This window comes from Mycobacterium parascrofulaceum ATCC BAA-614, assembly GCF_000164135.1.
In the GTDB taxonomy this organism is placed as follows: Bacteria; Actinomycetota; Actinomycetes; order Mycobacteriales; family Mycobacteriaceae; genus Mycobacterium; species Mycobacterium parascrofulaceum.
This window is the reverse complement of sequence record NZ_GG770554.1, coordinates 1,230,336-1,255,670: the sequence shown is the minus strand read 5'-3', so window position 1 is coordinate 1,255,670 and position 25,335 is coordinate 1,230,336. Positions and strand designations below refer to the sequence as shown.

At 68.2% G+C, this 25,335-nt stretch carries 22 protein-coding genes and 1 pseudogene; 13 read left to right on the top strand and 10 right to left on the bottom strand.

The features are described 5' to 3' along the window. Positions 1-141 precede the first annotated feature (141 nt). Genes HMPREF0591_RS15760 through HMPREF0591_RS15750 form a run of 3 tightly spaced genes read right to left on the bottom strand, consistent with a single transcriptional unit; the run spans position 142 to position 5,724 of the window. Positions 142-1,458 carry a beta-ketoacyl [acyl carrier protein] synthase domain-containing protein gene (locus tag HMPREF0591_RS15760; protein ID WP_007169593.1) on the bottom strand — a complete coding sequence of 439 codons (1,317 nt, stop codon included), beginning with the start codon at positions 1,456-1,458 and terminating at the stop codon, positions 142-144. Further along, entirely contained in the window at positions 1,451-2,215 is a 765-nt protein-coding gene (locus HMPREF0591_RS33930; protein ID WP_007169592.1) for a thioesterase II family protein, read from the bottom strand. The genes HMPREF0591_RS15760 and HMPREF0591_RS33930 overlap by 8 nt, the downstream gene beginning before the upstream one ends. Then, the gene (locus HMPREF0591_RS15750) at positions 2,212-5,724 is read right to left on the bottom strand and encodes a non-ribosomal peptide synthetase (protein WP_040622606.1); all 3,513 of its coding nucleotides are present in this window, start codon (positions 5,722-5,724) and stop codon (positions 2,212-2,214) included. The genes HMPREF0591_RS33930 and HMPREF0591_RS15750 overlap by 4 nt, the downstream gene beginning before the upstream one ends. 99 nt (positions 5,725-5,823) lie before the next feature. Here HMPREF0591_RS15750 and HMPREF0591_RS15745 point away from each other — a divergent pair, with 99 nt between their 5' ends. After that, a complete protein-coding gene (locus tag HMPREF0591_RS15745) occupies positions 5,824-7,488 on the top strand; it encodes a (2,3-dihydroxybenzoyl)adenylate synthase (RefSeq protein WP_007169590.1) in 1,665 nt (554 codons plus the stop codon). 300 nt (positions 7,489-7,788) lie between these two features. Next, positions 7,789-8,535, top strand: coding sequence for a succinate dehydrogenase/fumarate reductase iron-sulfur subunit (locus tag HMPREF0591_RS15740; protein ID WP_007169589.1), 747 nt, complete (start codon positions 7,789-7,791; stop codon positions 8,533-8,535). A gap of 17 nt (positions 8,536-8,552) precedes the next feature. Here the strand turns inward: HMPREF0591_RS15740 and HMPREF0591_RS15735 are convergent, their stop codons facing one another. Then, on the bottom strand, positions 8,553-8,990 hold the full coding sequence (locus HMPREF0591_RS15735; protein WP_007169588.1) for a group III truncated hemoglobin: 438 nt from the start codon (positions 8,988-8,990) through the stop codon (positions 8,553-8,555). Then, positions 8,983-9,717 carry a helix-turn-helix transcriptional regulator gene (locus HMPREF0591_RS15730; RefSeq protein ID WP_040622605.1) on the bottom strand — a complete coding sequence of 245 codons (735 nt, stop codon included), beginning with the start codon at positions 9,715-9,717 and terminating at the stop codon, positions 8,983-8,985. The genes HMPREF0591_RS15735 and HMPREF0591_RS15730 overlap by 8 nt, the downstream gene beginning before the upstream one ends. A gap of 130 nt (positions 9,718-9,847) precedes the next feature. Between HMPREF0591_RS15730 and HMPREF0591_RS15725 the strand changes: the two genes are divergently transcribed. The 4 genes and pseudogenes from HMPREF0591_RS15725 (at position 9,848) to HMPREF0591_RS15710 (ending at position 12,373) form a co-directional block, all read left to right on the top strand. Continuing rightward, positions 9,848-10,828, top strand: a complete 981-nt coding sequence (locus HMPREF0591_RS15725; protein ID WP_007169585.1) for an Acg family FMN-binding oxidoreductase — start codon at positions 9,848-9,850, stop codon at positions 10,826-10,828. 336 nt (positions 10,829-11,164) lie between these two features. After that, a pseudogene (locus HMPREF0591_RS15720) lies at positions 11,165-11,631 on the top strand (OsmC family peroxiredoxin). A 16-nt stretch (positions 11,632-11,647) separates the two neighbouring features. Next, positions 11,648-12,121, top strand: coding sequence for a hemerythrin domain-containing protein (locus tag HMPREF0591_RS15715; protein ID WP_007169582.1), 474 nt, complete (start codon positions 11,648-11,650; stop codon positions 12,119-12,121). Between the two features lie 60 nt (positions 12,122-12,181). Continuing rightward, the gene (locus HMPREF0591_RS15710; protein ID WP_007169581.1) at positions 12,182-12,373 is read left to right on the top strand and encodes a ferredoxin; all 192 of its coding nucleotides are present in this window, start codon (positions 12,182-12,184) and stop codon (positions 12,371-12,373) included. Positions 12,374-12,515: 142 nt separating this feature from the next. On the opposite strand, the gene HMPREF0591_RS15705 is transcribed toward HMPREF0591_RS15710, so the two are convergent. Then, positions 12,516-12,848 carry a cupin domain-containing protein gene (locus tag HMPREF0591_RS15705; RefSeq protein WP_040622925.1) on the bottom strand — a complete coding sequence of 111 codons (333 nt, stop codon included), beginning with the start codon at positions 12,846-12,848 and terminating at the stop codon, positions 12,516-12,518. 109 nt (positions 12,849-12,957) lie between these two features. Continuing rightward, positions 12,958-14,367, bottom strand: a complete 1,410-nt coding sequence (locus tag HMPREF0591_RS15700; RefSeq protein ID WP_040622923.1) for a WS/DGAT/MGAT family O-acyltransferase — start codon at positions 14,365-14,367, stop codon at positions 12,958-12,960. A gap of 334 nt (positions 14,368-14,701) precedes the next feature. Here HMPREF0591_RS15700 and HMPREF0591_RS15695 point away from each other — a divergent pair, with 334 nt between their 5' ends. From HMPREF0591_RS15695 to HMPREF0591_RS15675, 5 genes are all read left to right on the top strand, one after another. Continuing rightward, a complete protein-coding gene (locus HMPREF0591_RS15695) occupies positions 14,702-15,820 on the top strand; it encodes an Acg family FMN-binding oxidoreductase (RefSeq protein ID WP_007169578.1) in 1,119 nt (372 codons plus the stop codon). Between the two features lie 284 nt (positions 15,821-16,104). Further along, a complete protein-coding gene (locus HMPREF0591_RS15690) occupies positions 16,105-16,947 on the top strand; it encodes an SDR family NAD(P)-dependent oxidoreductase (protein ID WP_007169577.1) in 843 nt (280 codons plus the stop codon). A gap of 24 nt (positions 16,948-16,971) precedes the next feature. Further along, positions 16,972-17,892 (top strand): ferritin family protein, encoded by a 921-nt coding sequence (locus HMPREF0591_RS15685; protein WP_007169576.1) that lies wholly within the window; start codon positions 16,972-16,974, stop codon positions 17,890-17,892. Between the two features lie 2 nt (positions 17,893-17,894). Then, positions 17,895-19,391, top strand: a complete 1,497-nt coding sequence (locus tag HMPREF0591_RS15680) for a flavin-containing monooxygenase (RefSeq protein WP_007169575.1) — start codon at positions 17,895-17,897, stop codon at positions 19,389-19,391. Positions 19,392-19,394: 3 nt separating this feature from the next. Continuing rightward, complete coding sequence (locus tag HMPREF0591_RS15675) at positions 19,395-20,321, top strand: MerR family transcriptional regulator (RefSeq protein WP_007169574.1); 927 nt, start codon at positions 19,395-19,397, stop codon at positions 20,319-20,321. Positions 20,322-20,352: 31 nt separating this feature from the next. On the opposite strand, the gene HMPREF0591_RS34420 is transcribed toward HMPREF0591_RS15675, so the two are convergent. From HMPREF0591_RS34420 to HMPREF0591_RS15665, 3 genes are all read right to left on the bottom strand, one after another. Continuing rightward, a complete protein-coding gene (locus HMPREF0591_RS34420) occupies positions 20,353-20,484 on the bottom strand; it encodes a hypothetical protein (protein ID WP_279626971.1) in 132 nt (43 codons plus the stop codon). Positions 20,485-20,626: 142 nt separating this feature from the next. Beyond that, on the bottom strand, positions 20,627-21,643 hold the full coding sequence (locus tag HMPREF0591_RS15670) for an acyl-ACP desaturase (protein ID WP_007169572.1): 1,017 nt from the start codon (positions 21,641-21,643) through the stop codon (positions 20,627-20,629). A gap of 144 nt (positions 21,644-21,787) precedes the next feature. Further along, positions 21,788-23,140, bottom strand: coding sequence for a salicylate synthase (locus tag HMPREF0591_RS15665; protein ID WP_007169571.1), 1,353 nt, complete (start codon positions 23,138-23,140; stop codon positions 21,788-21,790). A gap of 396 nt (positions 23,141-23,536) precedes the next feature. Between HMPREF0591_RS15665 and HMPREF0591_RS15660 the strand changes: the two genes are divergently transcribed. Continuing rightward, positions 23,537-23,749 carry a hypothetical protein gene (locus HMPREF0591_RS15660; RefSeq protein WP_040622919.1) on the top strand — a complete coding sequence of 71 codons (213 nt, stop codon included), beginning with the start codon at positions 23,537-23,539 and terminating at the stop codon, positions 23,747-23,749. A gap of 292 nt (positions 23,750-24,041) precedes the next feature. Then, entirely contained in the window at positions 24,042-25,277 is a 1,236-nt protein-coding gene (locus HMPREF0591_RS15655; RefSeq protein WP_007169569.1) for a sodium-dependent bicarbonate transport family permease, read from the top strand. Positions 25,278-25,335: the final 58 nt, after the last annotated feature.

Sequence of the window (25,335 nt, the reverse complement as noted above, 5' to 3'; positions counted from 1 at the left end):
ACGCGATCGCCGCGACCTCGGCGCCGGCGCCGGCCCCGCCCAGGAAGGCCAGGATCGCGCGGGCGTCGTGACGGATCAGCTCTTCGTCGTGGGCGGACAGCAGCACGGGCAACCGGCCGTCGGGCAGCGGGGAGGTCAGCATCAGGCGACCTCGGGGAGGGAGACGATGACGTGCGCGTTGGTGCCGGCGATGCCGAACGCCGACGCCGCGGCGATCCGCTGCCCGCCGGCCGCGGGCCATGGGGTCAGGGTTTTCGCCAGGCGCAATCCTTGGTTTTCCCAGTCGATTTCGGGGCTCGGGTCCGCCGCGTGCAGGGTCGGCGGGATGGCGCCGTGCTCGGCGGCCACCATCACCTTGGCCAGCCCGAGCGCCCCGCTGGCGGCCAGCGCGTGCCCCACGTTCGACTTCACCGAGCCCAGCAGCGCGCCGGCGCCGGGCGCCGTGTCGCCGTAGGTCTGCCCCAGCGACCGCAGCTCGGTGCGGTCGCCGAGCCGGGTACCGGTCCCGTGGCCCTCGACCATCCCGACGTCCTCCGGCCGGATCCCGGCTTGCGTCATGGCACGACGGAACAGGCGCACCTGCGCGTCGCCGCTCGGGGCGCTCAGCCCGGCGCTGCGGCCGTCCTGGTTGACGGCCGTGGCGCGTACCTCGGCGAGCACCCGCCGGCCGGCGCGCAGCGCGGCGGATTTGCGCTGCAACACAAACATTGCGGCTCCCTCGGCCCACACCGTTCCGCTGGCCTGCGCGCTGTAGGGGCGGCAATGGCCGTCGTCGGAGAGGGCGTGCTGCTTGGAGAACTCGACGAAGAACCCCGGTGAGCCCAGCACGTTGACCCCGCCGGCCAGCGCCAGATCACAGTCGCCGTTCTGCACCGACCGGACGGCCACGTGGAACGCCGCCAGCGCCGACGCGCACGACGAGTCCACCGTCAGCGCCGGACCGGCCAACCCCAGCGTGTAGGCGACCCGCCCGGAGATCACGCTCAGCGCCGTCCCGGCGAGCAGGTGGCCGCTGTGCGGGGAGAACGTGGCCATGTGCGGCCCGTATCCGGTGGCCGAGGCCCCGACGAAACACCCGGCGTCGTGGCCGGCCAGGTCGTCGGGGTTGATCCCGCTGTTCTCCAGCGCACGCCAGGACACCCGCAGCACGACGCGTTGCTGGGGGTCCATCGCGACGGCCTCGCGCGGCGAGATGCCGAAGAACTCAGGGTCGAACATCGTTGCGCCGGAAAGGAATCCACCGCGGTCATGGATTTCCTTGAACCCGCTACGCCGCGACCCGGCGAGCAGCTCGCGGACCTGCCAGCCCCGGTCGGTCGGGAACGGACCGAGCGCCTCACGGCCGCCCACCAACAGCTCCCAATACTTCTCAGCGGTGTCGATGCCGCCGGGCGCTTCCACGGCCATCCCGACGATCGCGACCGGGTCGCCGGCACGGTCGAACCCGTCCTCAGACATCGCCGTTCACCCGCTCGGCGACGGCGTCGATGTGCTCGTCGAGGTAGAAATGGCCGCCGTCGTAGAGGAACAGCTCGAAGCCGCCCGCGGTGTGGCTTTCCCAGAGCCGCAACGCGGACTCCTCGACGCGGTGGTCGTCGCGCGCCCCGAGCACGCGGATGTCGGCGCGGATGCGGACGTCGGGGCCGCACTCGTAGCGGTTGACCGCCTGGTAGTCGGCCCGCACGGCCGCGGTCAGCAGCTCGGCGAACTCTTCGTCGGCGAGCAGTTCGGGGTCGGTGCCGCCGAGATCGGCGATGTCGGCGAGCAATCCGTCATCGGTGGTGGGGAGTTCGGGCATCGCGGCGACCGCGGACGGCGCCGGGCCGGCCGAGACCCACAGGCGGCGCACGGCGACGTCGTGAGATTCGGCGATCCTGGCGAACTCGAACGCGACGACGGCCCCCATGCTGTGGCCGAACAGCCGCAGCGGCGCCACCCGATTCCACGGCCCGGCGTCGAACAGGCCCCGGGCGAGGTCGTGCACGGTGTCGGGGGCCGGGTGGCCCAGCCGCTCCGCGCGCTGCGGGTACTGCACGATGTAGGTGTCCCCGCCCGCGGACAGCGCGGTCGCCAGCGCGCGGTAGCTTGCCGCGGCCGCCCCGGCGTGCGGGAAGACGACGGTCGCGCCGGCGCGCGGATTCCCGCCCCCGGCGGGCACCCGCTTGACCCAGGGCGCGAACTCGGTGGGCGCACTCAGCAGGCGATCGGATGTCATTGCGCCGAACCCGCTTTGCCCGCCGGCCGCGAAGCCGAGAGCACCGTGTCGGCGTCCATCTCGATGACCTCCAGGTACAGCTCGGCCACCTGGTCCAGGCGGGCGCCGCCCCCCTCCCGGTCGACGAGCAAGGCGGCGAGCGCCGCAACCGTTCGGGTGGCGAAGACGTCGGCGACGGCGACGTGGGGGGCGTCCAGCCAGGTGCGGATGCGACCCACGGCCTGGGTGGCCAGCACCGAATCCCCGCCGAGGGCGAAGAAGTCGTCGTCGCGGCCGACGGTATCCGCGCCCAGCAGGCCGCCGAGGAGCGCGGCGAGGGCGGATTCCAGCGGCGTCGCCGGGGACCGGGGAGCGGGCCGCTCGGACGCCGCAACGGCGGCGGCCAGGTCCCGGGCGACGGCGCGGCGGTCGATCTTGCCGGCGTCGGTGAACGGGATACGCCGCACCAGCGCGACGTGGCGCGGGATCATGTGCGCCGGAAGGAGTTCGGCCATCAGCTCCCGCACCCGCTCGGCGGCCAGGTCGGCGCCGGAGCTCTCCGGGCAGACCGCGGCGGCGAGCATTTCGGATCCACCCGGTCCGGGCAGGAGGGCGGCAACCGCGATCGCCACCCCCGGCAGCCGCCGCATCGCGGCCTCGACCTCGCCGAGTTCGACGCGGTAGCCGCTGATCTTGACCCGGTGATCGGCGCGGCCGACGAATTCGAGCGTGCCGTCGGGCCAATACCGGGCCAGGTCGCCGGTGCGGTACCACCTGCGTCCCGCGCGCTCGACGAAGCGGTCGGCGGTGAGATCCGGTCGGCCGCGATAGCCCCGCGCGATGCCGCGGCCGGACACCCACAGCTCGCCGGCGACCCAGTCCGGGCAGTCGTCGCCCGCGTCGTCGACGACGCGGCAGGCGTTGTTGGGCAGTGGCACGCCGTAGGGCAGCGCGGTCGAGTCCGCGGGCAGCCCCTCGGGATCGATCACCTCGAAAATGGTGTTGTGGACCGGGGTTTCGGTCGCGCCGCCCAGACCGGCGAACCGCAGGTTGGGCGCCTCGGCCCGTAGCCGGCGGGCCAGTTCGGGGCGCACCCAGTCGCCCCCGGTGGGAATCACCCGCACCGACGACAGCCGCCCGTGTCCGACTTCGATCAGCATCTCCAGCCAGCCCGGCATGAAGTGCAGCACGGTGACCCGGTGGGTGTCGATGAGCCGGGCCCAGGCGTCGGGGTCGCGGCGCTGCGCCTCGTCGACCACCACGATCGACCCGCCCGTCCGCAAGGTGACGAAGACGTCCATCACCGAGATGTCACCTTCGAGCGTGGACAGGGCCAGGCAGCGGTCCCCGGGGCCGATCTCGAAGTGCCGGGCGATGAATTCCACGGTGTTCATCGCGGCGTCGTGGGTCACCTCGACGCCCTTGGGCTCACCGGTCGAGCCGGACGTGAACAACACGTAGGCCAGCTGGGCGGGTTCGACTCTTACCGAAGGGATCTCGGTGGTGATGGCCGCGCCGCGCAGCACCTCGGCAAGGGTCAGCTCGGGCACCGGCAGATCCAGGCGCTGCCCGCCGCACACCAGGGCCAGGCGGACGCCGCCGGTCTGCAGGATGCGGTCCGCGCGGTCGCGGGGCTGGTCGACGCCGATCGGCAGGTAGACCGCGCCGATGCTCAGGATGCCCAGCAGCGCCGGCACCTGTTCGGCGGTTTTGGGGCCCATCACAGCGACCGTGTCGCCGGCGCCCACCCCGGCGCCCCGCAGAGCGGCGGCCACCGCCAGCGCCCGGTCGCGCAGCTGCGCGTAGCTGAGGTCACCGGAACCGGCGAGTACGGCGGGTGCGTCGGGCCGTAGCTCGGCCTGCCGAAAGAACCCGTCGTGCAACGCTTCCCCGCTGGGCTCGGCGGTGCGGCCGTTGACCCTGTCCCGCACCGCGCGCTGCGCCGCCGGTAGCGGCGACGGCCCGGGCGCGTCCCAGTCCTCGTCGGCCGAGGCGAGCCGGAGCAGTTCGTCGATGTGGTAGGCGAACATCGCGTCGATGACACCGGGGGCGAAAACCCCTTCGCGCACATCCCAATTCACCAGTACGCCACCGTCGAGCTCGGTGACCTGGGCGTCGAGCAGAACCTGGGGACCCTGGGAGATGATCCACGCGGGTGTGCCGAATTGCGCGGTGACCTCGTCGCCGAACAGTGGGCCGAGCCCCAGCGCACTGGTGAAGACGACCGGCGCCAGCACCTGGGTGCCGCGATGCCGGCTGAGGTCGCGCAGCACCGACAGCCCGGGATAGGCGGCGTGCGCGGCGGCGGTCCGCATCGCGTCCTGCACGGCCGCCGCCCGTTCCGCCGCGGTCGGCAAGCCGGTGAGGTCGACGTCGAGCAGCAGCGAGGAGGTGAAGTCGCCGACGAGCGAGTCGACGTCGGGGTGCAGCGGTTGCCGACCGAACAGCGGCACGTTCAGCAGGAAGCGGGAGCTGGTCGACCAGCGGGCCAGGGCGTGGGAGAACGACGCGGCCAGGGTCATCGCCGGGGTGAGCCCGCGGGCCCGGGCGCGGGAAAACAGGGCGTCGCGGGTCTCGGGGTCCAGCCAATGCCAGAGCCGGACGCTGCGCCGCGAGCCGCGGTCGCCGGTGGTGGGCAGGCTCGGTGGGTCGGGCAGCTGCGGGATGCGTTGCGCCCACCAGTTTCGGGCGGTGTCGCGGGCCGGTTGCGGACGCGCCTCGTCCGCCTCAACGGCGCGGCGGTACTGGCGGTAGCTGTAGTCCAACGCGGGCAGGTGGTGGCCGCGGTAGAGGGTGGCGAGGTCGGCCATCAGCGTGCGGTAGCTCATTGCGTCGGCGGCCTGCATGTCGAGGTCGACGTGCAGGCGGGAACGTTCGCCGGGCAGCCGGGTCAGGGCGAGCTCGAACACCGCCCCGTCGAGCTGCTGGTGGGATCTGGTCTCCCGGAGGGCCGCGAGCCGCCGGTCGACTTCGTCGGCGCCGAGGTGGCGCAGGTCCTCGACCGCGACCGGGAACGCGTCGCCGCGTGCCGCGATCCGCTGTGTGCCGTCGGGCAGGAATTCCACCCGCAGCATGGGGTGGCGCCGGGCCAGCGCCGTGGCGGCCGCGCGCAGCCGACCGGGATCGATCGGGCCGCCGTCGAATTCGACGTAGAGGTGCCCGGCGACCCCGCCGAGCTGCTGGTTGTCCTGGCGGCCGACCCACATGGCGTGCTGCATCGGGGCCAGGGGAAAGGGCTCGGCCGCCGCGTCGTCGCCCGCTCCGGCGGGCGGCCGCTCGGTGTCCTCGGCCGGGGCGTCGGCGGCGGTGACGAGGCCGGACCAGGCCTCGATCGTCGGGGTGGCGGCCAGCGTGGCGAAATCGACGGGGATGCCGCGCCGGCGCCAGCGGCCGGCCAGGGTCATCATCCGGATGGAGTCCAGGCCCTGGCCGATCAGGTTGGTGTCGGGGTGGACGTCGTCGACCTCGACGCCGAGCAGTTCGGCCACCTCTGCCCGGACGTCTTCCGAGCGCGCCGAGGCACGCACCACGAACCCTCCCTGAATTAGCACAGGCTGCCCTAAGTTGTGGGGGTTACCCTATCCTTACTCACGGATCGCCGCTACCACGCCCCCTGTCTGAGGACCTCGATGACCGCGAACACACGGCAACCCCGGGCCGGGGCCCTCGACGGGTTCGTGCCCTTCCCCGCTGATCGGGCCGCCGCCTACCGGGCGGCCGGCTACTGGGCGGGACGACCCCTGGACACCATCCTGGGCGATGCGGCGCGGCGCTGGCCGGAGCGGACGGCCGTGCTCGACGCCGCGGACGGTGCCGGCCTGAGCTACGCCGAGCTCGACGAACACGCCGACCGCGCCGCCGCGGGACTGCACCGCCTGGGCATCGCCCCGGGCGACCGGGTGCTGTTGCAGCTGCCGAACGGCCGCCGGTTCGCGGTGGCGCTGTTCGGGCTGCTGCGCGCGGGCGCCGTGCCGGTGATGTGCCTGCCGGGCCACCGGGCGGCCGAACTGGGGCACTTCGCCGCCGTCAGCCAGGCCAGCGCGCTGGTGATCGCCGATGCGGCAAGCGGTTTCGACTACCGCGCCATGGCGGACGAACTCCTCAGGGCCAACGCGGGGCTCGAGCACGTCGTCGTCGACGGGGACCCGGGCCCGTTCACGTCGTGGACGCGGCTGTGCGATCAGCCCGGCGGCCGTCCGCGGGTGCCGGCGCCGGATCCGGGATCGCCTGCCCTGCTGCTGGTTTCGGGTGGCACCACCGGCACCCCCAAACTCATCCCCCGCACCCACGACGATTACGTGTTCAACGCGACGGCCAGCGCGCAGGTGTGCGGGCTCACCGCCGACGACGTCTACCTGGTGCTGCTCTCGGCCGGGCACAATTTCCCGCTGGCCTGCCCCGGCCTGCTCGGCGCGATGACCGTCGGCGCCACCACCGTCTTCGGCACCGACCCCAGCCCCGAGGCCGCCTTCGCCGCGATCGAGCGCCACGGCGTGACGGCCACCGCCCTGGTGCCGGCGCTGGCAAAGCTGTGGGCGCAAGCCTGCGAATGGGAGCCGGTGACACCGAAGTCCCTGCGGCTGTTGCAAGTTGGCGGGGCGAAGCTGGAGCCCGACGACGCCCGTCTCATCCGGTCCGCGTTGACGCCGGGTCTGCAACAGGTGTTCGGGATGGCCGAGGGGCTGCTGAACTACACCCGCCCGGGCGATCCACCCGAGCTCGTCGACCACACCCAGGGACGGCCGCTGTGCCCGGCCGACGAATTGCGCGTCGTCGATGCCGAGGGCGCACCGGTGGCGCCGGGCGAGGAAGGTGAGCTGCTGGTGCGCGGACCGTACACCCTCAACGGCTACTACCGCGCCGAGCGCGACAACGAACGCTGCTTCGATCCCGATGGCTTCTTCCGCAGCGGTGATTTGGTCCGGCTGCGGCCCGACGGCTATCTGACCGTCACCGGGCGGGTCAAGGACGTCATCTGCCGGGCCGGTGAAACCGTCTCCGCGGCCGACCTCGAGGAGCAGCTGCTGCACCACCCGTCGATTTTCTCGGCGGCGGCGGTCGCGCTACCCGACCCCTATCTCGGCGAAAAAATCTGCGCAGCGGTGGTTTTCACCGGGCCCGCGGTGACGCTGGCGGAGCTGAACGCCCACCTCGATCGGCGGGGCGTCGCCGCCCATGCCCGGCCCGACGTGCTGGTCCCGATGGCGGCGCTGCCGACCACGCCGATCGGCAAGGTCGACAAAAAGGCGATCGCCGGCCAGCTTTCGGCCGACGCGACCGGTCACGGACGCTAGTGGACAACGCGTCCGGCGCATCGCCACAAGCTCCATCGGTGCAGAACCATTCCCCGCGGCGCACTCATGGGCTAATGTTTAGACACGTCGAATTGTAAAAACCCAGAAGGGTGCTGACCCTTTGGCTGCCGAGTCTGTCGCGGCCGCAATTCACCGCTGGTCCCGACGGACTTCGCTACCTGAGCGTGAACCAGAGATGGGACATCCTGCCCCCATAGGCGAGGACGCGATGGTAACTGAAGTCGAGCCCCGGACCGCCGATGCCGACCCGGGCAAAACCATGACCGGACGGAGGATTCGATGACCTACAACGGGATCATCCGGGTGTGGCGCGGCGACGAGCAGGGTGGCGAACTCCGTGACTTCACCGTCGCGGTGAACGAGGGTGAGGTCGTGCTGGACGTGATCCACCGGCTGCAGGCCACGCAAGTGCCCGACCTGGCGGTGCGGTGGAACTGCAAGGCGGGCAAATGCGGTTCCTGCTCGGCGGAGATCAACGGCTACCCGAAGTTGATGTGCATGACTCGCATGTCGACCTTCGCCGAAGACGAGGTTGTCACGGTCACCCCGATGCGAGCCTTCCCGGTGCTTCGCGATCTCGTGACCGACGTCTCGTTCAACTATGAAAAAGCCAGAGAAATACCGTCTTTCGCGCCACCCAAAGATCTTCGGCCCGGCGACTACCGGATGGCTCAAGCCGACGTCCAGCGCTCGCAGGAGTTCCGCAAGTGCATCGAGTGCTTCCTGTGCCAAGACGTCTGCCACGTGATCCGTGACCACGAAGACAACAAGCGAGCGTATGCCGGGCCGCGCATGTTCATTCGCCTCGCGGAACTGGAGATGCACCCCCTCGATACCGCCGACCGTCGAGACCTCGCCCAGAACCAGCAGGGCCTGGGATTGTGCAACATCACCAAGTGCTGCACCGAGGTCTGCCCGGAACACATCAAGATCACCGACAACGCCATCATCCCCATGAAGGAACGCGTCGCGGGTCGCAAGTATGACCCCGCGGTCCGGCTGGCCCGCAGGCTCTTCCGCCGGTAGCCCGCACGCGAGAGCGTTCAGCGCGCGACCGAGGCGTCGAGTTCCGGTGCGTCCGAGCCCGTCAGCCGTCGGTGCATGGCCCAGGCGATCCGGGCACCCTGGATCTTCGCGCGCTCGGCGATGGGTCCCCGGAACATCTCATCGACCGTGTCGTTCCACACGGTTAGCCAGCGGACAAAGTGACTGCTACTCAACGGGGTTCGTTGATGGACGACACGGTGCGCCTGCAAGGCGCTGCCGCGGTACAGCCCGGCACGGAACAGGGCGGTCTCCCAGAAGTCGGCCATGACCGGGATGTGCGAATCCAGGCCCCTGCTCTGCAATTCCGCGAACGGCTCGACGAGCACATCGTCGACCATCACCCGGCCGTAAAACCGGCGCAGGAGCGCCTCGACGTCCGCGCGAGTAGCGAGATCTGCGACCCCTCGGCCGGCCTCGGCGCACAAGTCAGTCACGCGCGATCACCCTGGCCAGACACAGTTCAGGTTCGACGAAGGGTTCCAGCTCGACCCGCATTCCCGGAGCCGAGCCACCCGGCTCAGCCGGGCCCGCCAGACCCTGCAACAGCCCGCGGTGCAGGGCGCACGCGACCTCCGGGTGATCACGAGCCAGATCACGAACCGGGCAGCTGTGCAGGCGAATGGACCGCCGGCGACCGCGGGATGATTTTTCGGCCGGAACCAACTCGGGGTCGAACCCCATCCGTTCGAATACCGTTGTGATCATCGCCGACCGCTCTTCAGCGGCGTCCCTCGCGACGGAGCCGCCTGAAACAGGTTGCCCCACAGCATCTTGGTGTGTGCCGGTGTCCGTGATCCGCTCGGCCCATCGCCGGCCGGCGGCTTCGGCGCGGTGGCGCCGCTTGCCGGCGGTATCGCCGAGCTCCAGCGCCAATATCTCGGCCAGGATTCGATAGTCCAGACGATCCCGTACCGCCCGGTAGCCGGTGCGGGGACGACCCACACCGGCCCGCGTGATCCGGGAACGCTCGACGAGCCCTTCCTCGCACAACGCGTCGAGATGAAAGCGCACCGTCGTCGTATGCAGCCCGAGCTCAGCGGCGAGCTCGGCAGCGTCGACCGGTTCGTCGTGCTCACGCACCAGCTCAAGAACTCGTTGGCGCTGCCGATTGCGCCCCGCGCGGTGCGGTCGTCCGGCCTGGTCCTCGTTGGGCTCGCCCACCCCATCCGTCCTCTCGTCCGGTTGCCGTCCAGCTATTTAGAGGATATTATTCATTAATAATAGCACTGAACCCCCGAGCCGTCTCCGGTAACGAACGACATTGGGGCAGCAGAGGAACCGGAGGTGCGCCATGTCGGACACCATGGTGGCGGCCAGGGTCATCGAGAACGCGGTCCGCCTGGCCTGCCGCGCCCCGTCGCTGTACAACACCCAACCGTGGCGGTGGGTGGCCGACGGCGCTCGGCTGGACCTCTTTCTCGATGCAAGCCGTGTCGTGCACGCGGATCGATCGATGCGCGAGGCGCACATCAGCTGCGGTGGGGCGCTCGAACATCTCCTGGTGGCAACGGCGGCCGCGGGCTGGAGCGCCGACGTCGAGCGATTTCCGGAGCCGGGAAACCCAGCGCACCTGGCGCGGGTGAAACTCGTCGCCGCGGCCGGCGTGACCGACCGCCAGCGTCGCCGCGCCGACGCAATCCTGAAACGCCGGACCGATCGGCTCCCGTTCCTCGCGCCGATCGACTGGGAGTCGTTCGAGCCCCTGCTGCGTGGCAGGGTCGGCACCGGCCCGGTGCGATTGGACGTGCTGCCGGAGGAGATACGTCCGCGCCTCGCCGAGGCCGCCGAATTCACCGAGTCACTGCGCCTGTACGACTCCGCATATCATCTCGAACTCGATTGGTGGACAGCTCCGTTCGAAGTATCGGAGGGTATCCCCTATAGCTCTTTGGTTTCTGCCGCCGAGTCGGATCGGGTAGGCGTCAATCGCCACTTTCCTTTCACCCGCAATCCCGACAGGCGCGCCGGGGTGACGCGGGATTCCTCGCAGATCCTGATGCTGTCCACCGAAGACGACGGTCACGCCGACGCGTTTGCCTGCGGCGAGGTGCTTTCGAGCGTCCTGCTGGAATGCACGATGGCCGGCCTGGCCACCTGCCCCGTCTCGCAACTGACCGAACTGTCGGTCAGCCGTGAACTGCTCGCGGCACTCACCGGACACACCGACCTGCCCCAGGTTCTCATCCGCGTGGGTGTCGCGCCGGCCCTTGACGCGACGCCACCCCCAACGCCGCGGCGTGCGCTCGCCGACGTGTTGCGGCCGGCGAGTTGAGCCTCGGCAATGAAGGCGCACGCCGCCGCGGGCACGATCGCCTCGCTCGGAGGTTGAAGTGTCTGGTTGACGACGGGCACCGCCACCTGTTGCGCGGCGGCATCGGGCAAGACGGTGAGACCGGCGAGGTGATGAGTTCACCGGCGGTTGGGCGGGGTAGCGAAACCCCTTGCTGTCCTGCGGATCCACGTTCGCGGGGTACGCCCGATGGGCGCCCGAGACGAAGTGTCTGCGTGAAAAGCCACGACCGTCTGGTCAATGCGGGTGGCACGGTCTAGAGTTTACACAAGTACGACTTGTAGAAACCTCGCGCGCCCTAGAAAGGGGTCAAGGAGCATGAGCATTGCCGAACGGGCCACACAGACCACATGGGTAGGCCCCCTGGCCTCTGGCGAAGGCACGCTGTCCCGGGGCAGCAGCGCGGCTCTGGATGGCCTGCCGTTGACCTGGGCCTCCCGGACCGAGCGGCCGGGCGGCAAGACCAGCCCCGAAGAGCTGGCGGCGGCGGCACACTCGTCGTGTTTTGCGATGGCACTGGCGTTGAAGTTGGGCGAAAACCACACGCCGCCACAGCGGCTCGATGTCGCGGCGACTGTCGTCCTGGACGCGGTCGACGGATCCCGACGATCACCACGTCCCGTTTGAAAGTGAGGGCGCAGGTCGCGGGCCTCGACGACGAAGGGTTCGCCACCGTGGTGGGTCAGGCCGCCGCCCTGTGTCCGGTATCGCGGTTGTTCGCCGGCGCCACGATCAGCGTCGATGCCGAACTCGACGCGAGCGAATCCGCCCGCCCCGCGGGCTGACGCGGAGGATCAAGCGATGCCCGACCTGACCTTGGCTGCCGATCTGACGAGGGAACACCGCGAGATCGACGCTGCGATAGAAACTTTCATCGAGAACCTGGATCGCGACGGTGTGCAGCACGAGCTACTCGCCGAGACATTGGCAGCGCTGCGCCGACACATCTACCTTGAAGAGGTGTTTCTGTTCCCGCCGCTTCGCGACGCCGGGATCGTGATGCCGATCTTCGTGATGATGCGCGAACATGGCCAGCTGTGGCGCACGGCGGACGAATTGATCGATCTGCTCGCGGGCGGAAACGACAGCGCCCGGCTCAAGGACATGTGCGCACGGCTGCTGGGCCAACTTCACCAACACAACTTGAAAGAGGAGCCGGTCATCTATCCCAGGGCCGACGCCGAACTGCCGGCGCAAACGAGCGCGGAACTGAGCCGGTTCATCGACACCGGCCGCGCACCCGAGGGATGGGTGTGCCAGCAAGCGGGTGGGTGAGGGTGACCGTCGCGCTCTCGGCCCATACGACGTCCCGAGTCGGAGTAAAGGAGGATTTCCATGCGCGTCGTGGTAGACCGTGATCGCTGTGAGGGCAACGCCTTCTGCGTGAACATCGCCCCGGAGGTATTCCAACTCGACGATGACGAGTACGCCGTGGTGATCACCGACCCCGTTCCCGTCGAGCAGGAGACGCTTGTCGAGCAGGCCATCGAAGCGTGTCCTCGCGCGGCGCTATCCCGCGGAAAGTAGCAGGCGGCCGACGCTGAGTCGCCATGCTGCCGCTCTGCACCGGGTTTGAGGCTGCTCGTTCGCCGTAGTCGGTCGGAGATCGCCCGGTCAGCCGAAGCCGCCAGACCGGCGGCGCACCCATTACTCTCCAGTCTCCGCTCAGCTAAACACTTTTGGCCACGGTGAGCAGGATCACGGAGTCTTCGACGGCCTGCACCCCATGCCGGCTCGACGGGATCACCAGGTGATCGCCCGGAGCGCCGTCCCAGCTGGTCTCGGGCGCGGTCAACCGGATGCGGCCACGCAACACGTGCAAGGTGGCCTCGCCGGGGCTGTCGTGGTCATGCAGCGCAGCCCCGGCGGTCAAGGCAACCATCGTTTGTCGCAGCGTGTGTTGGTGACCGCCGTACACCGTGTGTGCACTGCGGCCGCTGGCGGCACGGTGCGCGGCCGCCAACTGTTCGCGCGCGAGTGCTGTGAGCGAGATCTTCTCCATCGGGCAGGCTCCTTCCTCGTCGCAAATCATATGCCGCACGATGGCGGCTTGGCGATGGAGGCGCCGCGCGAGGTCAATGCGTTCAGCGCGTTACCACGGTCACCGCCTACTAGACACTGACGACGAGCGATAGCCCTCGGCGACCGCGAATCTTCCTGCGTTGCTTGCTAATTGCCACCAGACGGGCCACCGCCAGCTCGATTCCGCTGGCCAAGGCGTCGATATCGGCCACGGCCTCGTAGTCGGCGAGGACACCGAAGAACAGGTCCTCGGCGTAGCTCAGCATCGCCACCCCGGTTCGCAATTGCATCGCTATCGGCGGAACGGGAAACACGCTGAGCACTCGCTGGCGCATGAGTTGCAGTGGCTGACGGGGGCCGGGGACATTCGTGGCCAAGGTCGTGATGCCGCGCTGCGGCAACCGGGTCAACAACCGCACCGCCCATGCGGTCAGGGGAAATGGCATGCGATTGGCCATCGACACGGCCGCATGACCCGCCTGGCGTTGACCGTGAGATTTCGTGCGGTTCAGCCGGGAATGGACGGTCCGCAGCCGCTCTATCGGGTGCTCCGTGTCGACCGGAAGGTACGGCAGCATCACCGACACTCGGTTATCCGTCTTGTCCCACGCGTCGACAGATCGCATCGACACCGGAACCAGCGCCCGAAGTGCATCCGGCAGCGGCGCTTCGCCCCGCTCAATCAGGATGTTGCGGTAACTCTCCGTGATGGCGGCCAGCGCAACGTCATTGATGGTGACGTCGAAGGTCTGGCACACATGCGCGATGTCCGCGAGGGGCACCCGCGCGACGCCGTAGCGTCGCAACGTGGTGATCGGCCCGTTCAGCGACGTCGTAGTGGGCCGCAGCAAACCGGCGGCAATTTCTGCAGCGCCCAACACCGTGCGGGCGGCGGTCGCCGTGACGGCAGCAGATGCGTTCCACAGGCCGCCCAACGCGTTCAGTGGATTCACGCCCCATCGCCCCTGCGAGACATCCTGCGGCTCGGAGCTTTTGGTGGCGCGGATGCGGCTCACGAAGCTCTCGCCAACGCCGTCGTCGCAGAGGCCGGCGAGCATGTGGGTGGCGGCAATTCCGTCGGCCATGCAGTGGTGGATCTTGGTGAGCATTGCCCACCGGTTGTCGCTGAGGCCTTCGATGACCCAAATTTCCCACAGAGGCCGATCCCGGTCGAGGCGCCGAGAGATCACATCGGCGGCCAGCTGCAACAACTCTCGGTCACCGCCGGGCCGCGGGAGTGCGATGTGTCGGACGTGCCGGCCAAGGTCAAAGTTCGGATCGTCGACCCATTCGGGCGCACCCAGGTCGAACGGGCGCGTTCGCAGGCGCTGTCCGAACCGAGGGCACATGCTGATCCGCTGAGCAAGTGTCTCCATCAACGAACCACGGTCCGGGATCGGCCCCTCGATGACCGCAAGACCCCCGATCGCCAAACTCACGTGCCGATCGGCGTCCTCCGCCTTGAGAAATCCCGCGTCGAGGGTCGTCAATCGATCCATGGCCGCCACCTCCAAACGTTATCTGCAACTACTAGTAACACCATTTTGCCCCGCGCACGGCCGGGGCGGCAGGGCCGAAAGTCCCAAACTGAGGCGGCACCTCGTTCGCCAAATGCGCTGCAGCAACGGCACGCTCAGCGACCCGACGACGTGTCGACCCGCGTCTGCAAACTGTTCGCCACGCGCGCCCAGCCGGCCGTGCGGCCATTGCGGTCATGCGCCCACACCCTCTCCGCCGGGTTGCCGTCACCTCTATTTAGAGGATATTATTCATTTAAAATAGGGCGGGCGCAAGAGCAAGCCTCGAGCGAAGCGGGAACCGGAGGCCCTCGTGATGGACACCTCGAAGAAACAAGGGCGTCGCGAAAGTGGCGATGCTTCATGGTCAGGCATCAACGACGCGGTCGCACTCCTCGATGCGAGAACGGCCAAGGGTCACGTTGCCGTGGACGCCCGGCATTTCCCGGATGATGGGGTCATCGGTGCGGCCCTCACCCTGGCCGGTCGGGCACCTTCTATCGAGAACACCCAGCCGTGGCGGTGGCGAGTGGACCGCACGAGCCTGCACCTCTACGCCGATGCACGCATGCACCTACCGCACGCAGACCCGGATGGCAGGGACCTGACCCTGAGCTGCGGTGCGGCCCTCAACCATTGCGTCATCGCCCTGGCGGCGACGGGTTGGCTCGCCGAGGTGCATCGCCTGCCCGATCCGGCCGACCCCGGACACCTCGCCGCGATCGAGGTGTCGCCCCGCGCGCCCGATCGCACCGACATCAAGTTGGCGAAAGCAATCCCGCAGCGCCGAACCGATCGCCGGATCTACAGCGCCCGACCGGTCGCCGCGAGCGACGTCGCCTCGCTGGCCGCCGTGGCCGGTGGAATGGGACTGCGGCTGCATCAGGTCGATGAGATGAGACGGCTGCATGAGATCGTCAAGCGCGCCGCACAAACTCACGCGACCAACCGCGATTACCTTGTCGAGCTCGCCAGGTGGAGTGGGCGATACGGGTCCCGGGCCGGCGTACCGGCGCACAGCACGACCGAACACGATTGTGGCGCAACGGTTCCCGGCCGCATATTCGCGGGCCCGGCCCTGGCGCAGCCACCGGGCGCCTCACCCGCCGACGACAATGCGGTCATCCTGGTGCTCGGCAGCGACGCGGACGACCGTCTGGCTCAGCTGCGCGCCGGCGAGGCGGCCAGCGCGATACTGCTGACCGCGACGGCGATGGGACTCGCCTCCTGCCCGATCACCGAACCCCTGGAAATCCCGGAAACGCGTGCCGCCGTTCGCGACGAGATATGGGGCGCGACGGGGTACCCCCAGATGTTGCTGAGGCTGGGCTGGGCGCCGAACAGCGCGGCGGCGTTGCCGCCGACGCCGCGGCGCGCACTCGACGACGTCGTGCAGTGGTCACGCCAAACCGACCGACCTCTGTGGAACGGCTGAACAGGTAAGCGAATTGGCGCGCGACGACGGAATCCCGTCGCGCGGACGCGATGAACGGGCTCAACTGTGCCATTGACTAATGTCACCATTTGTTATTGACTACCTGGCATGGTGGACGCCGTTCCGGCCACTGGGTCGTTGCGGTCCCGCGGCACGCCGGCGGCGACTGCTCACTCCCCGCGGTCTCGCACGCCCCCGCGCGAACACAGGGGCGTTGGCCATCACGCCACATTGCCTGGGTCATAAGCATGTTGGCCGACACAGCCCAGGAGGTGCACTGAGCGATGCTGGACAGACTGCTCGGCAGAGCGAAGGTCAGCCACGACGCATCGGCCGTCGTGACCGGCGCCGGAAGCGGCATCGGCGCGGCCTTCGCCATCGAGCTCGCCCGCCGCGGCGGGGCGCTCGTCTGCAGCGACGTCGACGAGGCGGCCGCCCGCAGGATGGCCGGCTCGATCATCGAGCGCGGCGGCAAGGCCACCGCAATCCGTTGCGATGTCTCAAAGTTCGAGGAGGTCCGGGCGCTCGCCGAGCAGTCTCAGGCCTGGTTTTCCGGGCCGCCCACACTAATCATCAACAACGCCGGCGTCGGGGCCGGCGGCGCGGCCATCGGCGATGCGCCGCTGGACGACTGGGTGTGGACGCTGGGCATCAACCTGTGGGGGTCGATCCACGGCTGCCACGTGTTCACTCCGATCCTGCGGGAGGCCGGTCCGTCTCCCCGTGGCATCATCAACGTCGCGTCGGCGGCCGCGTTCGGCGCGGCCCCGGGCATGGCCGCCTACAACGTCAGCAAGGCGGGCGTGTTGTCGCTTTCGGAAACCCTCGCCGCCGAATTGGCCGGCACCGGGGTAAGCGTCACCGTGTTGTGCCCGACCTTCGTCAAGACCAACATCGTCGAGTCCGGGCGCATCAGCGAGGAATCCAGCCAGCTGGCCAACCGATTGATGCGCTGGACCGGGTTTTCGCCCGATAAAGTCGCGCGGATCTGCCTGGACGCGCACGACCGCGGCGAGCTGTACTGCATGCCGCAACTCGACGCCAAGATCGGCTGGACCGTCAAACGCCTGGCCCCGCAGGCCTATACGCGCGCAGCCGGCCTGATATCCCGAATCAACCTGCCCTGATCACCCAGCGCAAAGGAGCTCCCGATGGCCATCGACATGGAAGCCATGCTCGCAAAGATCAAGGATCGCCAGTGGGCGCTCGCCGACATCGACTGGGACGCGCCGGGCGCCGACACCATCCGGCCCGAATTCCGGCCCAAGCTCAAGGCCTTCATGGCCGACCTGTGCTGGATCGAAAACGTGGGCGCACGGGGGTTCGCCGCGCTGGCCAAGAAGGCGCCCGACCCGACGCTGGCGGAGATCTACCGCTATTTCCACGCCGAGGAGCAGCGCCACGCCAACGCCGAGATGGCCCTGATGAAGCGCTGGGGCATGCTGGACGACGGGGAACTGCCCGAGCCGAACATCAACATCCGGCTGTCCATCGAGTGGCTCGACGCGTTCGCCGACAGCATGCCGCTGTCGGTGCTGGGCACCGTCATCCCGATGCTGGAGGTGGCCCTCGACGGCGCGCTGCTGAAGTTCCTGCTCGACACCGTGGAAGACCCGGTGTGCCACCAGGTCTTCGAGAAGATCAACAACGACGAATCCCGACACATCGCCGTCGATTTCGAGGTGCTCGACCTGATCGGACACGCTCGAGCCCGCCGAATGGCCATCGAGCTGATCGGCCGCACGGCATCCCCTGGCCTCATCATCGGCATGCTCATGTACGTTCCGCTGCTCAAACGCATCTACGGCGAGATGGCCGAAATGGGCCTCGAGCCCGAGCGGCTGAACAACGCGGTCAAGCGCTTCAAGCAGCTCGGCGAGCGTGGCGAACACACCTGGCGCGTGCCCACCTACCAACTCCTCAAGCGACATGCCGCGATGGTCGTCAACCCGAGGCATCCCTACCAGATCCTGGCGAGTTCGATGGTGTGGCTCTCGGATCGCTACCCCAAACCGCTGCTGCGACCGGTACCGAGCTGGTTCAGGGAACTCACGTACAAGCCGGCGGCCTGACCGTGGCCGACAACCGCACCCATGCGGTGCTCATCGTCGGAGCCGGCTTCACCGGGCTGGGGGCGGCCATCCGATTGGCCGACTCCGGAGTCGACGACATCGTGATCCTGGAACGCGGCGACCGGGTGGGCGGAACGTGGCGCGACACCACCTATCCCGGCGCCAGCTGCGACGTCCCCTCGCTGCTCTATTCGTACTCGTTCGTCAAGAATCCCGCCTGGTCGCGCACCTACTCCCCCGCCCCGGAGATCTGCCGCCACCTCGAAGACATGGCGACCAGGTTCGACATCCGCCGCCGCATCCGGTTCGGCCACGAGGTCAGCGGCCTGACCTTCGACGAGGCCGACGGGGTATGGACCGCAACGACCAACCGCCGCAAGCGGTTCCGCGCGCGCACCGTGGTGCTGGCTTCCGGACCGCTGTCCGACGTCAGCTTCCCCGACATTCGCGGCCTGGACAGCTATCGCGGACACAAGGTCCACAGCGCCCGCTGGGACCACGGCTACGACTTCGCGGGCAAGCGGGTCGCGGTCATCGGCACCGGCGCCAGCGCGATCCAGATCGTCCCCGAACTGGTGAAGCAGGCCGGATCCGTCAAGGTGTTTCAGCGTACCCCGTGCTGGGTGTTGCCGCGCCTGGACGCCGCCACCCCGCCGGCCGTCCAAAACCTGTTCACCAAAGTGCCCGCCGCCCAACACCTTGCACGGCAGGCCCTGTTCTGGGGCCACGAGGCCAGTGCCACGGCCCTGGTGTGGGACACGCCATTGACATCGCTGGTCGCGCGGTTGGGACGGGCGCACCTGCGCGCCCGGGTCAAGGATCCGTGGCTGCGGCGCCAGCTGACGCCGGACTTCCGGCCCGGATGCAAGCGCATGCTGGTTTCCAGCGACTACTACCCCGCCCTGCAGCGCGACAACTGCAAGCTCATCGACTGGCCAATCGCCACCCTCAGCCCGGCCGGAATCCGCACCAGCGACGGCATCGAGCACCATTTCGACTGCATCGTCTTCGCCACCGGCTACGACGTGCACCTGACCGGACCGCCCTTTGCGGTCACCGGGCTCGACGGCCGGTCGCTGTCCGACGAATGGGCCGGCGGCGCACAGGCTTACAAGAGCATCAACGTGCACGGCTATCCGAACCTATTCGTCATGACCGGGCCCAACTCCGGACCGGGTCACAACTCGCTGCTGGTCTACATCGAAGGTCAACTGGAATACGCGGTGCGCGGCATCAGAGCCATCCTCGACGACGACCTGCGCTACCTCGACGTGCGCGAAGAGGCGCAGCGCCGGCACAACGCCGACCTGCAGCGCCGCCTCACCAGGACGACGTGGATGTCCGGCTGCCGCAGCTGGTACCTCACCAAGGACGGATACAACGGGTCGATGTACCCCGGTTTCGCGACGCAGTATCTTCGCCAGATGAGGGATTTCCGCTACGAGGATTACCAAGCCGTGGCGCGCGGCGCCCGGGTGTATGCCGCCTCGTCGGGCTGACACGTGGCACCCGACCGCCCGCTCAACCGTGCGTCGCGACCCGAACCGGGCACGATCGCCGGCGTGCTGCACAACGTGCGGCGCGCACCCAAACGCGTTCGGCGCCAATCGAGGGAATACCGCCAACTGATCGAGACGGCCGTCTCGCAGCTTTTCGACGCGGCGGTGCGTCACCCGCACGGCGTACCCGCATCCGGCGAGTACCGGATCGACGATTTGGCCCGGCTGGCCGGCACCACCACCCGCAACATCCGGGTCTACCGCGACCGCGGCCTGCTACCCCCGCCGTTGCGCGTCGGCCGCATCGCGCTGTTCAACGACACCCACCTGACCCGCCTGCGGCTGATCACCTCGATGCTCGACCGCGGATACAACATCGCGCACGTGCGCGAAATGCTCAGCGCCTGGGAGGAGGGCAAAAACCTGGGCGACGTGTTGGGCCTCGAGACGGCCATCGTGGGCACGTGGACGACCGAAAAACCGGAGACCATGCCGCTGGCCGACGCCCGGCGACTCGTGGACGACCCGGACGCCTTCGAGCGACTGGTGCGGCTGCAGGTCATCCGGGTCGATGGGGAGCGGACGACCGTTACCCGCCCCAAGCTGATCGAAGCCTTCAACGAAATCCGCGGCTACGGCGTCAAATTGGAGAAGCTGATCGACCTGCACGAGCAGATCGTGCCCGAAATCGACAAGATCAGCGACATGCTGGTGCGCGCCGGAGCCGAGCACGTGCTGGACCGCATCAAGCCGGGCGAGCCGCTGCCGGCGGACGCCGAGATCGCCGAGCTGATCACCATGCTGGTGCGCTTCCGCACGCAGGCCGTCGCGACGGTCACCGCCACGCTCGCATCCTCGATCGAGTCGAACATCGAATCACTCGTCAGCCGCATCCTGGCCGACTACCTCGAGTCCAGCCCATCGACCTGAACGGCGTTCGTTAGGTCAGGTCCTGACGGCGCTAGCCGGTGCACGTGTACGGGGTGCAGTCGACCGTCACCGGCGCGACGCACGCCGACATCGGGGTCAACGAAAGCGCGAGCATCAGCGCAAGGACCACTTTGGATTTGACACCGGACACCGACCACTCCATCCGTCGAGGATGGGACGAATGCTAAGCGCGACCCTCCGAAAAAACATGAGAATGGCCGATATTCGCTGGCATACACCAGCCGGCCCCCGGAGCTCAACTCCGCTCGGGCCGGCGGTGCGCGCTCAGCTGGGTCTCGACGGAATCAGTGCCCGCTCAGGGTGAGCGTCCCTTCCGTCCTCAGAACTTTGCTGGCCGTGATTCTTTCGGTCTTGCGCGCCTCTCGCTCGAGATAACGCTGCTTGGATTCCTCGAATTTGTCGGAAGCCTGTTCGAGTTCCTTGACCAGCACGGCGAGATCGTCGCGCATTCGCGCGGCGTCACCGGTGAAGTCCTCGCGTTCGAAGATGCGCCACTTCCTGAGCACCGGCATCACCACCTCGTCGAGATGGATGCGCGGGTCGTACACGCCGCCGACGGCGATGATCACCGCCTTCCGCCGGAACTCGGGCACCGTGAACCCGGGCATCTTGAAGTTGCGCAGGATTCGGTGCACCGACCTCATCGCCTGATTCGGGGCGATGTCCAGGCCCGCCGCGCTGACGTCCCGGTAGAAGATCATGTGCAGGTTCTCGTCGTGCGACACCCTGGCCATCAGCCGCTCCGCGATGGGGTCTTGGGAGGCCTTGCCGGTATTGCGATGGGAGACCCGGGTGGCCAGCTCCTGGAACGACACGTACATGACCGAGTCGAACAGGCTCTCGGCAAACATGTCCCCTTGCTGATTCTGGCCCGGGCTGAAGCCGCGGGTCATTTGCTCGAGGCGGAGTTTCTCGAGCGCCACCGGGTCGACGGCGCGGGTGACCACCAGGTAGTCGCGCAGCGCCGTGCTGTGCCTGGCCTCCTCGGCGGTCCACCTGTTGACCCACTGCCCCCACGGCCCGTCCATGGTGAAGTTCATCGCGATCTCGCGGTGATACGACGGCAGATTGTCCTCGGTCAGCAGGTTCTGCACCATCGCCACCTGCGCTACGTCGGGCAGTCGGCCCTGCCCGGGCTCCCACTCCTGGCCGTCGAGCGCGTAGAAGTTCCTGCCGTCCGACCACGGAACGTAGTCGTGCGGGTTCCACTCCTTGAACATCCACAGGTGGCGGTTGAGCAGGTCCTCCACCACAGGCTCGAGCTCCTGAAGTAGCTGCAGGTTAGTCAGGTCCTTGGACACAAAGCCCTCCAGTTATGTGTGCCGTTAAGTCACGCGCAATGTATCTGTGTCATCCGGTTACATAAAGATGACACGCGCGAAACTCGGCCAACTAGGGCCAAAGGTCCCTATGCCGCCGGTGCCGGCCGCGGAGCCGGGTGCGGCTTACTGGCGCGCAACCAGGTAGGGCGCCAGCGTGGACAGCTTCTCGCAGGTCTCCTCGAATTCCCGCTCGGGCGTGGACTCTTCGATGATGCCCGCCCCGGCCCGCAACCACGTCCTGCCGTCGCGTTGGTAGGCCGCGCGCAACGTCAACGCCGCATCCAGCCCGCCGTCGGCCGAAAACATCACGACCGCGCCCGAATACAGACCGCGGGGGCCCTCGTCGAGGCGCAGGATCGCCTCCACGCCACCCGCTTTCGGGATGCCCGAGGCGGTGACGGCCGGGAACAGCGCTTCCAGCGCGTCCATCCGGTCGTTCGACGCCCCCAGCCGACCGCTGACCGTGGAGCCGAGGTGCTGCACGCTCCCCCGCTCCCGCACCGTCATGAAATCGGTGACCACCGCACTGCCGGGTTCGGCGATCTCGCTCATCTCCTGTAGCGAACTCCGCACCGAAATCGCGTGTTCGACAATCTCTTTCGAATTCGATTCCAGCTCGTCCCGGGCCTGCCGGTCACGCGCCACACCTCGGCCCAGCGCGCGGGTGCCCGCAAGGGGCTCGGTCACCACGATGCCGTCGTCATGGACGGCCGCGACGAGTTCGGGACTGTAGCCGACGGCGCGAATCCCGCCCAGCCGCAACAAGAACGACCGCACCGGTGTGTTGTGCCGACGCCCCAGCCGATACGTGGACGGGAAGTCCAGGCGGAACGGCACTTCCAGGCAACGGGACAGGATCACCTTGTGGTAGCGGCCCGCCGCGATCTCGCCGACGGCCGCCGCCACCCGATCGCGGTAACCGGACGCGTCGGGGACGACGTCGACGCCGCGAGGCCGGCGCACCTCGCGCACGCCGTCGTCCAGCAAGCGCAGGACCGCGTCGCGGTGAACCGCGGTCGCGCCCCACAGCTGGACCGTGTCCTGGCTCACCACGATGCGAGTGCGCGGCCAAAACACCCGGGCCAGCGGGGTCCGCGGCGCCAGCCGCTGCTGCAGCCCATAGCGGTAGACACCGAACTCGAAGGCGATCCAACCGAAGAGCTGGTCGGTTTCCAGCAACAACCGGTCGACGGCCTCACCCAGGACGGGCCCGGGCCGGCCCGACCACTGTTGCCGCCGGGTGACCCCGTCCCGCACGACGCGCATTTCGTCGCTGTCCAGCTCGATCATCGCCCGCACACCGCTGGCCAGCACCCATTGACCGCCGCGCTCGTAGAGCAGATATTCCTCGCCGGCTTGTTCGGGCAGCACCGCGGCCAGCTCGGCGGCCAGGTCGGCCGCGTCGATGTGCGGGGGAAGCGGAATCGGCGACGACGTGGAACCGGCGGAACTCGTCTGGACGCTGACCTCGGTCACGGTTAGTAAATGTAGCCTAACCTATCTACGGGTGCGCAACCGCTCCCCGCCGCGCGCCGCCGGGCCGTGTCGTCCCGGCCGCACTCCGCCGGAAGTTCAAGCGCCGGCCACCCGTGGGGTGCACCACCAGCCGAACCGGCGGCACCCCGGTCGACCCAGCGTTTCCCCAGCTCGGCCGCGTGTTCGGGGCCAGCCGCGGCCGGATGCCGGGCCCCGGCTGCGCACATCGGGACACCAAACGTTTCCCAATCGTTTACTCGCTGGCCGCACAGCGAACGGCCGGGGCAACGCGATTGCTCCTAAAATCACGGTCTAACCGTGCGAACCCGCTCGCCGGCGGAAATGTTGGTTGCGCGCCCGATCGTCACCTACCGCCAACCATTCGGGAGGAACACCATGTTCGTGATCCGGCTTGCGAACGGCGAAGAGGTCCAGGGCGGCGACAGCGACGGGCTCGAAATCAATCAGGAAACGGGTGTCCTCACGGTCTCGCGCGTCGACGGTTTCGAGGAAATCACCACCCATTACTCGCCAATGGCGTGGCTGTCGGTGACCCATCGCAAGAAGGGCACCGGGGTCAGGCCCTCGCTCATTTCCTCGGCGCGCTAATTTCGCTGTCGACCCCACAGCAAATCCACAGCACTTTCACACCAAACCCACGCCCGCCGTTCCGGCGCCGCGCCCACTGAGAGCCACCGACCGCACCCTCCTGACCAGCGACTTTATCGCGCCCCGGGCCGCCCGGCTCGGCCCGACACGCCTGTACTTCCCGCTTTGCATTCGAGTGGCGATTTGAGACCCGCGGGGATAGGTTTTGCACGGTCGTCGGGATGTTCGTGGTGGCTCCGCTTGCGGACGGTGCTTTTTCCCAGATCACCGCACTCATCGAGGGAGGCATCGAATGCTGCAAGAGTTTTGGCAAAACTTCACCCACAACCTGTTCAAGCCGCTCCTGCTCTTCTTCTACTTCGGATTCCTGATTCCGATCCTGAAGGTGCGGTTCGAATTTCCCTACGTGATTTATCAGGGCTTGACCATGTACCTGCTGCTGGCCATCGGCTGGCACGGCGGCGAAGAACTCGCGAAGGTCAGCGCGGGCAGCGTCGGCGCGATCGTGGGCTTCATGGTGCTGGGCTTCGTGCTGAACTTCCTGATCGGCGGGCTCGCCTACCTGTTGCTGAATTGGCTGACCTCCCTTCGACGAATCGACCGCGCGACGGTCGCGGGGTACTACGGATCGGACTCGGCGGGAACGTTCGCCACCTGCGTCGCCGTCCTGACCGCCATCGGCATGGCGTTCAACGCCTACATGCCGGTCATGTTGGCCGTGATGGAGATTCCCGGTTGCCTGGTGGCGCTGTATTTCGTGGCGCGCCTGCGCCATCGCGGGATGGATGCGGCCGGGAATATGGCCGACGAGCCCGGCTACATCGCGCCGGTCAAGGTGTCGGTCGGGCCCGGTTCGGCGGCCAAGCCGCCGCACGGCGGCAGCCTCGAGGCCGAGACCGAGCGCGGCATAGAGCAGGAGCTCGAACTCTCCCTGGAAAAGCTCGACCACCCCGACTGGGAACCCGACGAGACCCCGCCCCACACGGCCGGCAAGAGGGTGCCGATCTTCTCGCGGGAGCTGTTCCAAGAGGTCTTCCTGAACCCGGGGCTCGTCCTGCTCATGGGCGGCATCATCATCGGCCTGGTCAGTGGGCTGCAGGGGCAGAAGGTGGTCGCCGACGACGACAAGTTCTTCGTCCTGGCGTTTCAGGGTGTGCTCTGTCTGTTCCTGCTCGAGATGGGCATGACGGCCTCACGGAAGCTGAAGGACCTGCGGACGGCCGGCCCCGGTTTCATCTTCTTCGGCCTGCTTGCGCCGAATATCTTTGCACCCCTTGGCATCCTGGTCGCCCACATCTACTCCACGATGACCCACGCCGATTTCAAGCCGGGGACCTACGTGTTGTTCGCGGTGCTGTGCGGTGCGGCGTCCTACATCGCCGTCCCCGCGGTCCAGCGGTTGGCGATCCCCGAAGCCAGCCCCACCCTGCCGTTGGCGGCGTCGTTGGGTCTGACGTTCTCCTACAACGTCACCATCGGGATCCCGCTCTACATCGAGGTCAACCGGCTGATCGCGCACTGGTTCTAGGTTCGCCAAACCCGGCCGTTGCCGAATGGCGTTGGCCGACGGGCGTGTTGACGAGCTA

Coding starts and splice junctions, on each gene's coding strand:
- HMPREF0591_RS15760 (WP_007169593.1), bottom strand. CDS start 1,458: ATGTCTGAGGACGGGTTCGACCGTGCCGGCGACCCGGTCGCGATCGTC.
- HMPREF0591_RS33930 (WP_007169592.1), bottom strand. CDS start 2,215: ATGACATCCGATCGCCTGCTGAGTGCGCCCACCGAGTTCGCGCCCTGG.
- HMPREF0591_RS15745 (WP_007169590.1), top strand. CDS start 5,824: ATGACCGCGAACACACGGCAACCCCGGGCCGGGGCCCTCGACGGGTTC.
- HMPREF0591_RS15740 (WP_007169589.1), top strand. CDS start 7,789: ATGACCTACAACGGGATCATCCGGGTGTGGCGCGGCGACGAGCAGGGT.
- HMPREF0591_RS15725 (WP_007169585.1), top strand. CDS start 9,848: ATGTCGGACACCATGGTGGCGGCCAGGGTCATCGAGAACGCGGTCCGC.
- HMPREF0591_RS15715 (WP_007169582.1), top strand. CDS start 11,648: ATGCCCGACCTGACCTTGGCTGCCGATCTGACGAGGGAACACCGCGAG.
- HMPREF0591_RS15710 (WP_007169581.1), top strand. CDS start 12,182: ATGCGCGTCGTGGTAGACCGTGATCGCTGTGAGGGCAACGCCTTCTGC.
- HMPREF0591_RS15705 (WP_040622925.1), bottom strand. CDS start 12,848: ATGGAGAAGATCTCGCTCACAGCACTCGCGCGCGAACAGTTGGCGGCC.
- HMPREF0591_RS15700 (WP_040622923.1), bottom strand. CDS start 14,367: ATGGATCGATTGACGACCCTCGACGCGGGATTTCTCAAGGCGGAGGAC.
- HMPREF0591_RS15695 (WP_007169578.1), top strand. CDS start 14,702: ATGGACACCTCGAAGAAACAAGGGCGTCGCGAAAGTGGCGATGCTTCA.
- HMPREF0591_RS15690 (WP_007169577.1), top strand. CDS start 16,105: ATGCTGGACAGACTGCTCGGCAGAGCGAAGGTCAGCCACGACGCATCG.
- HMPREF0591_RS15685 (WP_007169576.1), top strand. CDS start 16,972: ATGGCCATCGACATGGAAGCCATGCTCGCAAAGATCAAGGATCGCCAG.
- HMPREF0591_RS34420 (WP_279626971.1), bottom strand. CDS start 20,484: ATGGAGTGGTCGGTGTCCGGTGTCAAATCCAAAGTGGTCCTTGCGCTG.
- HMPREF0591_RS15660 (WP_040622919.1), top strand. CDS start 23,537: ATGTTCGTGATCCGGCTTGCGAACGGCGAAGAGGTCCAGGGCGGCGAC.
- HMPREF0591_RS15655 (WP_007169569.1), top strand. CDS start 24,042: ATGCTGCAAGAGTTTTGGCAAAACTTCACCCACAACCTGTTCAAGCCG.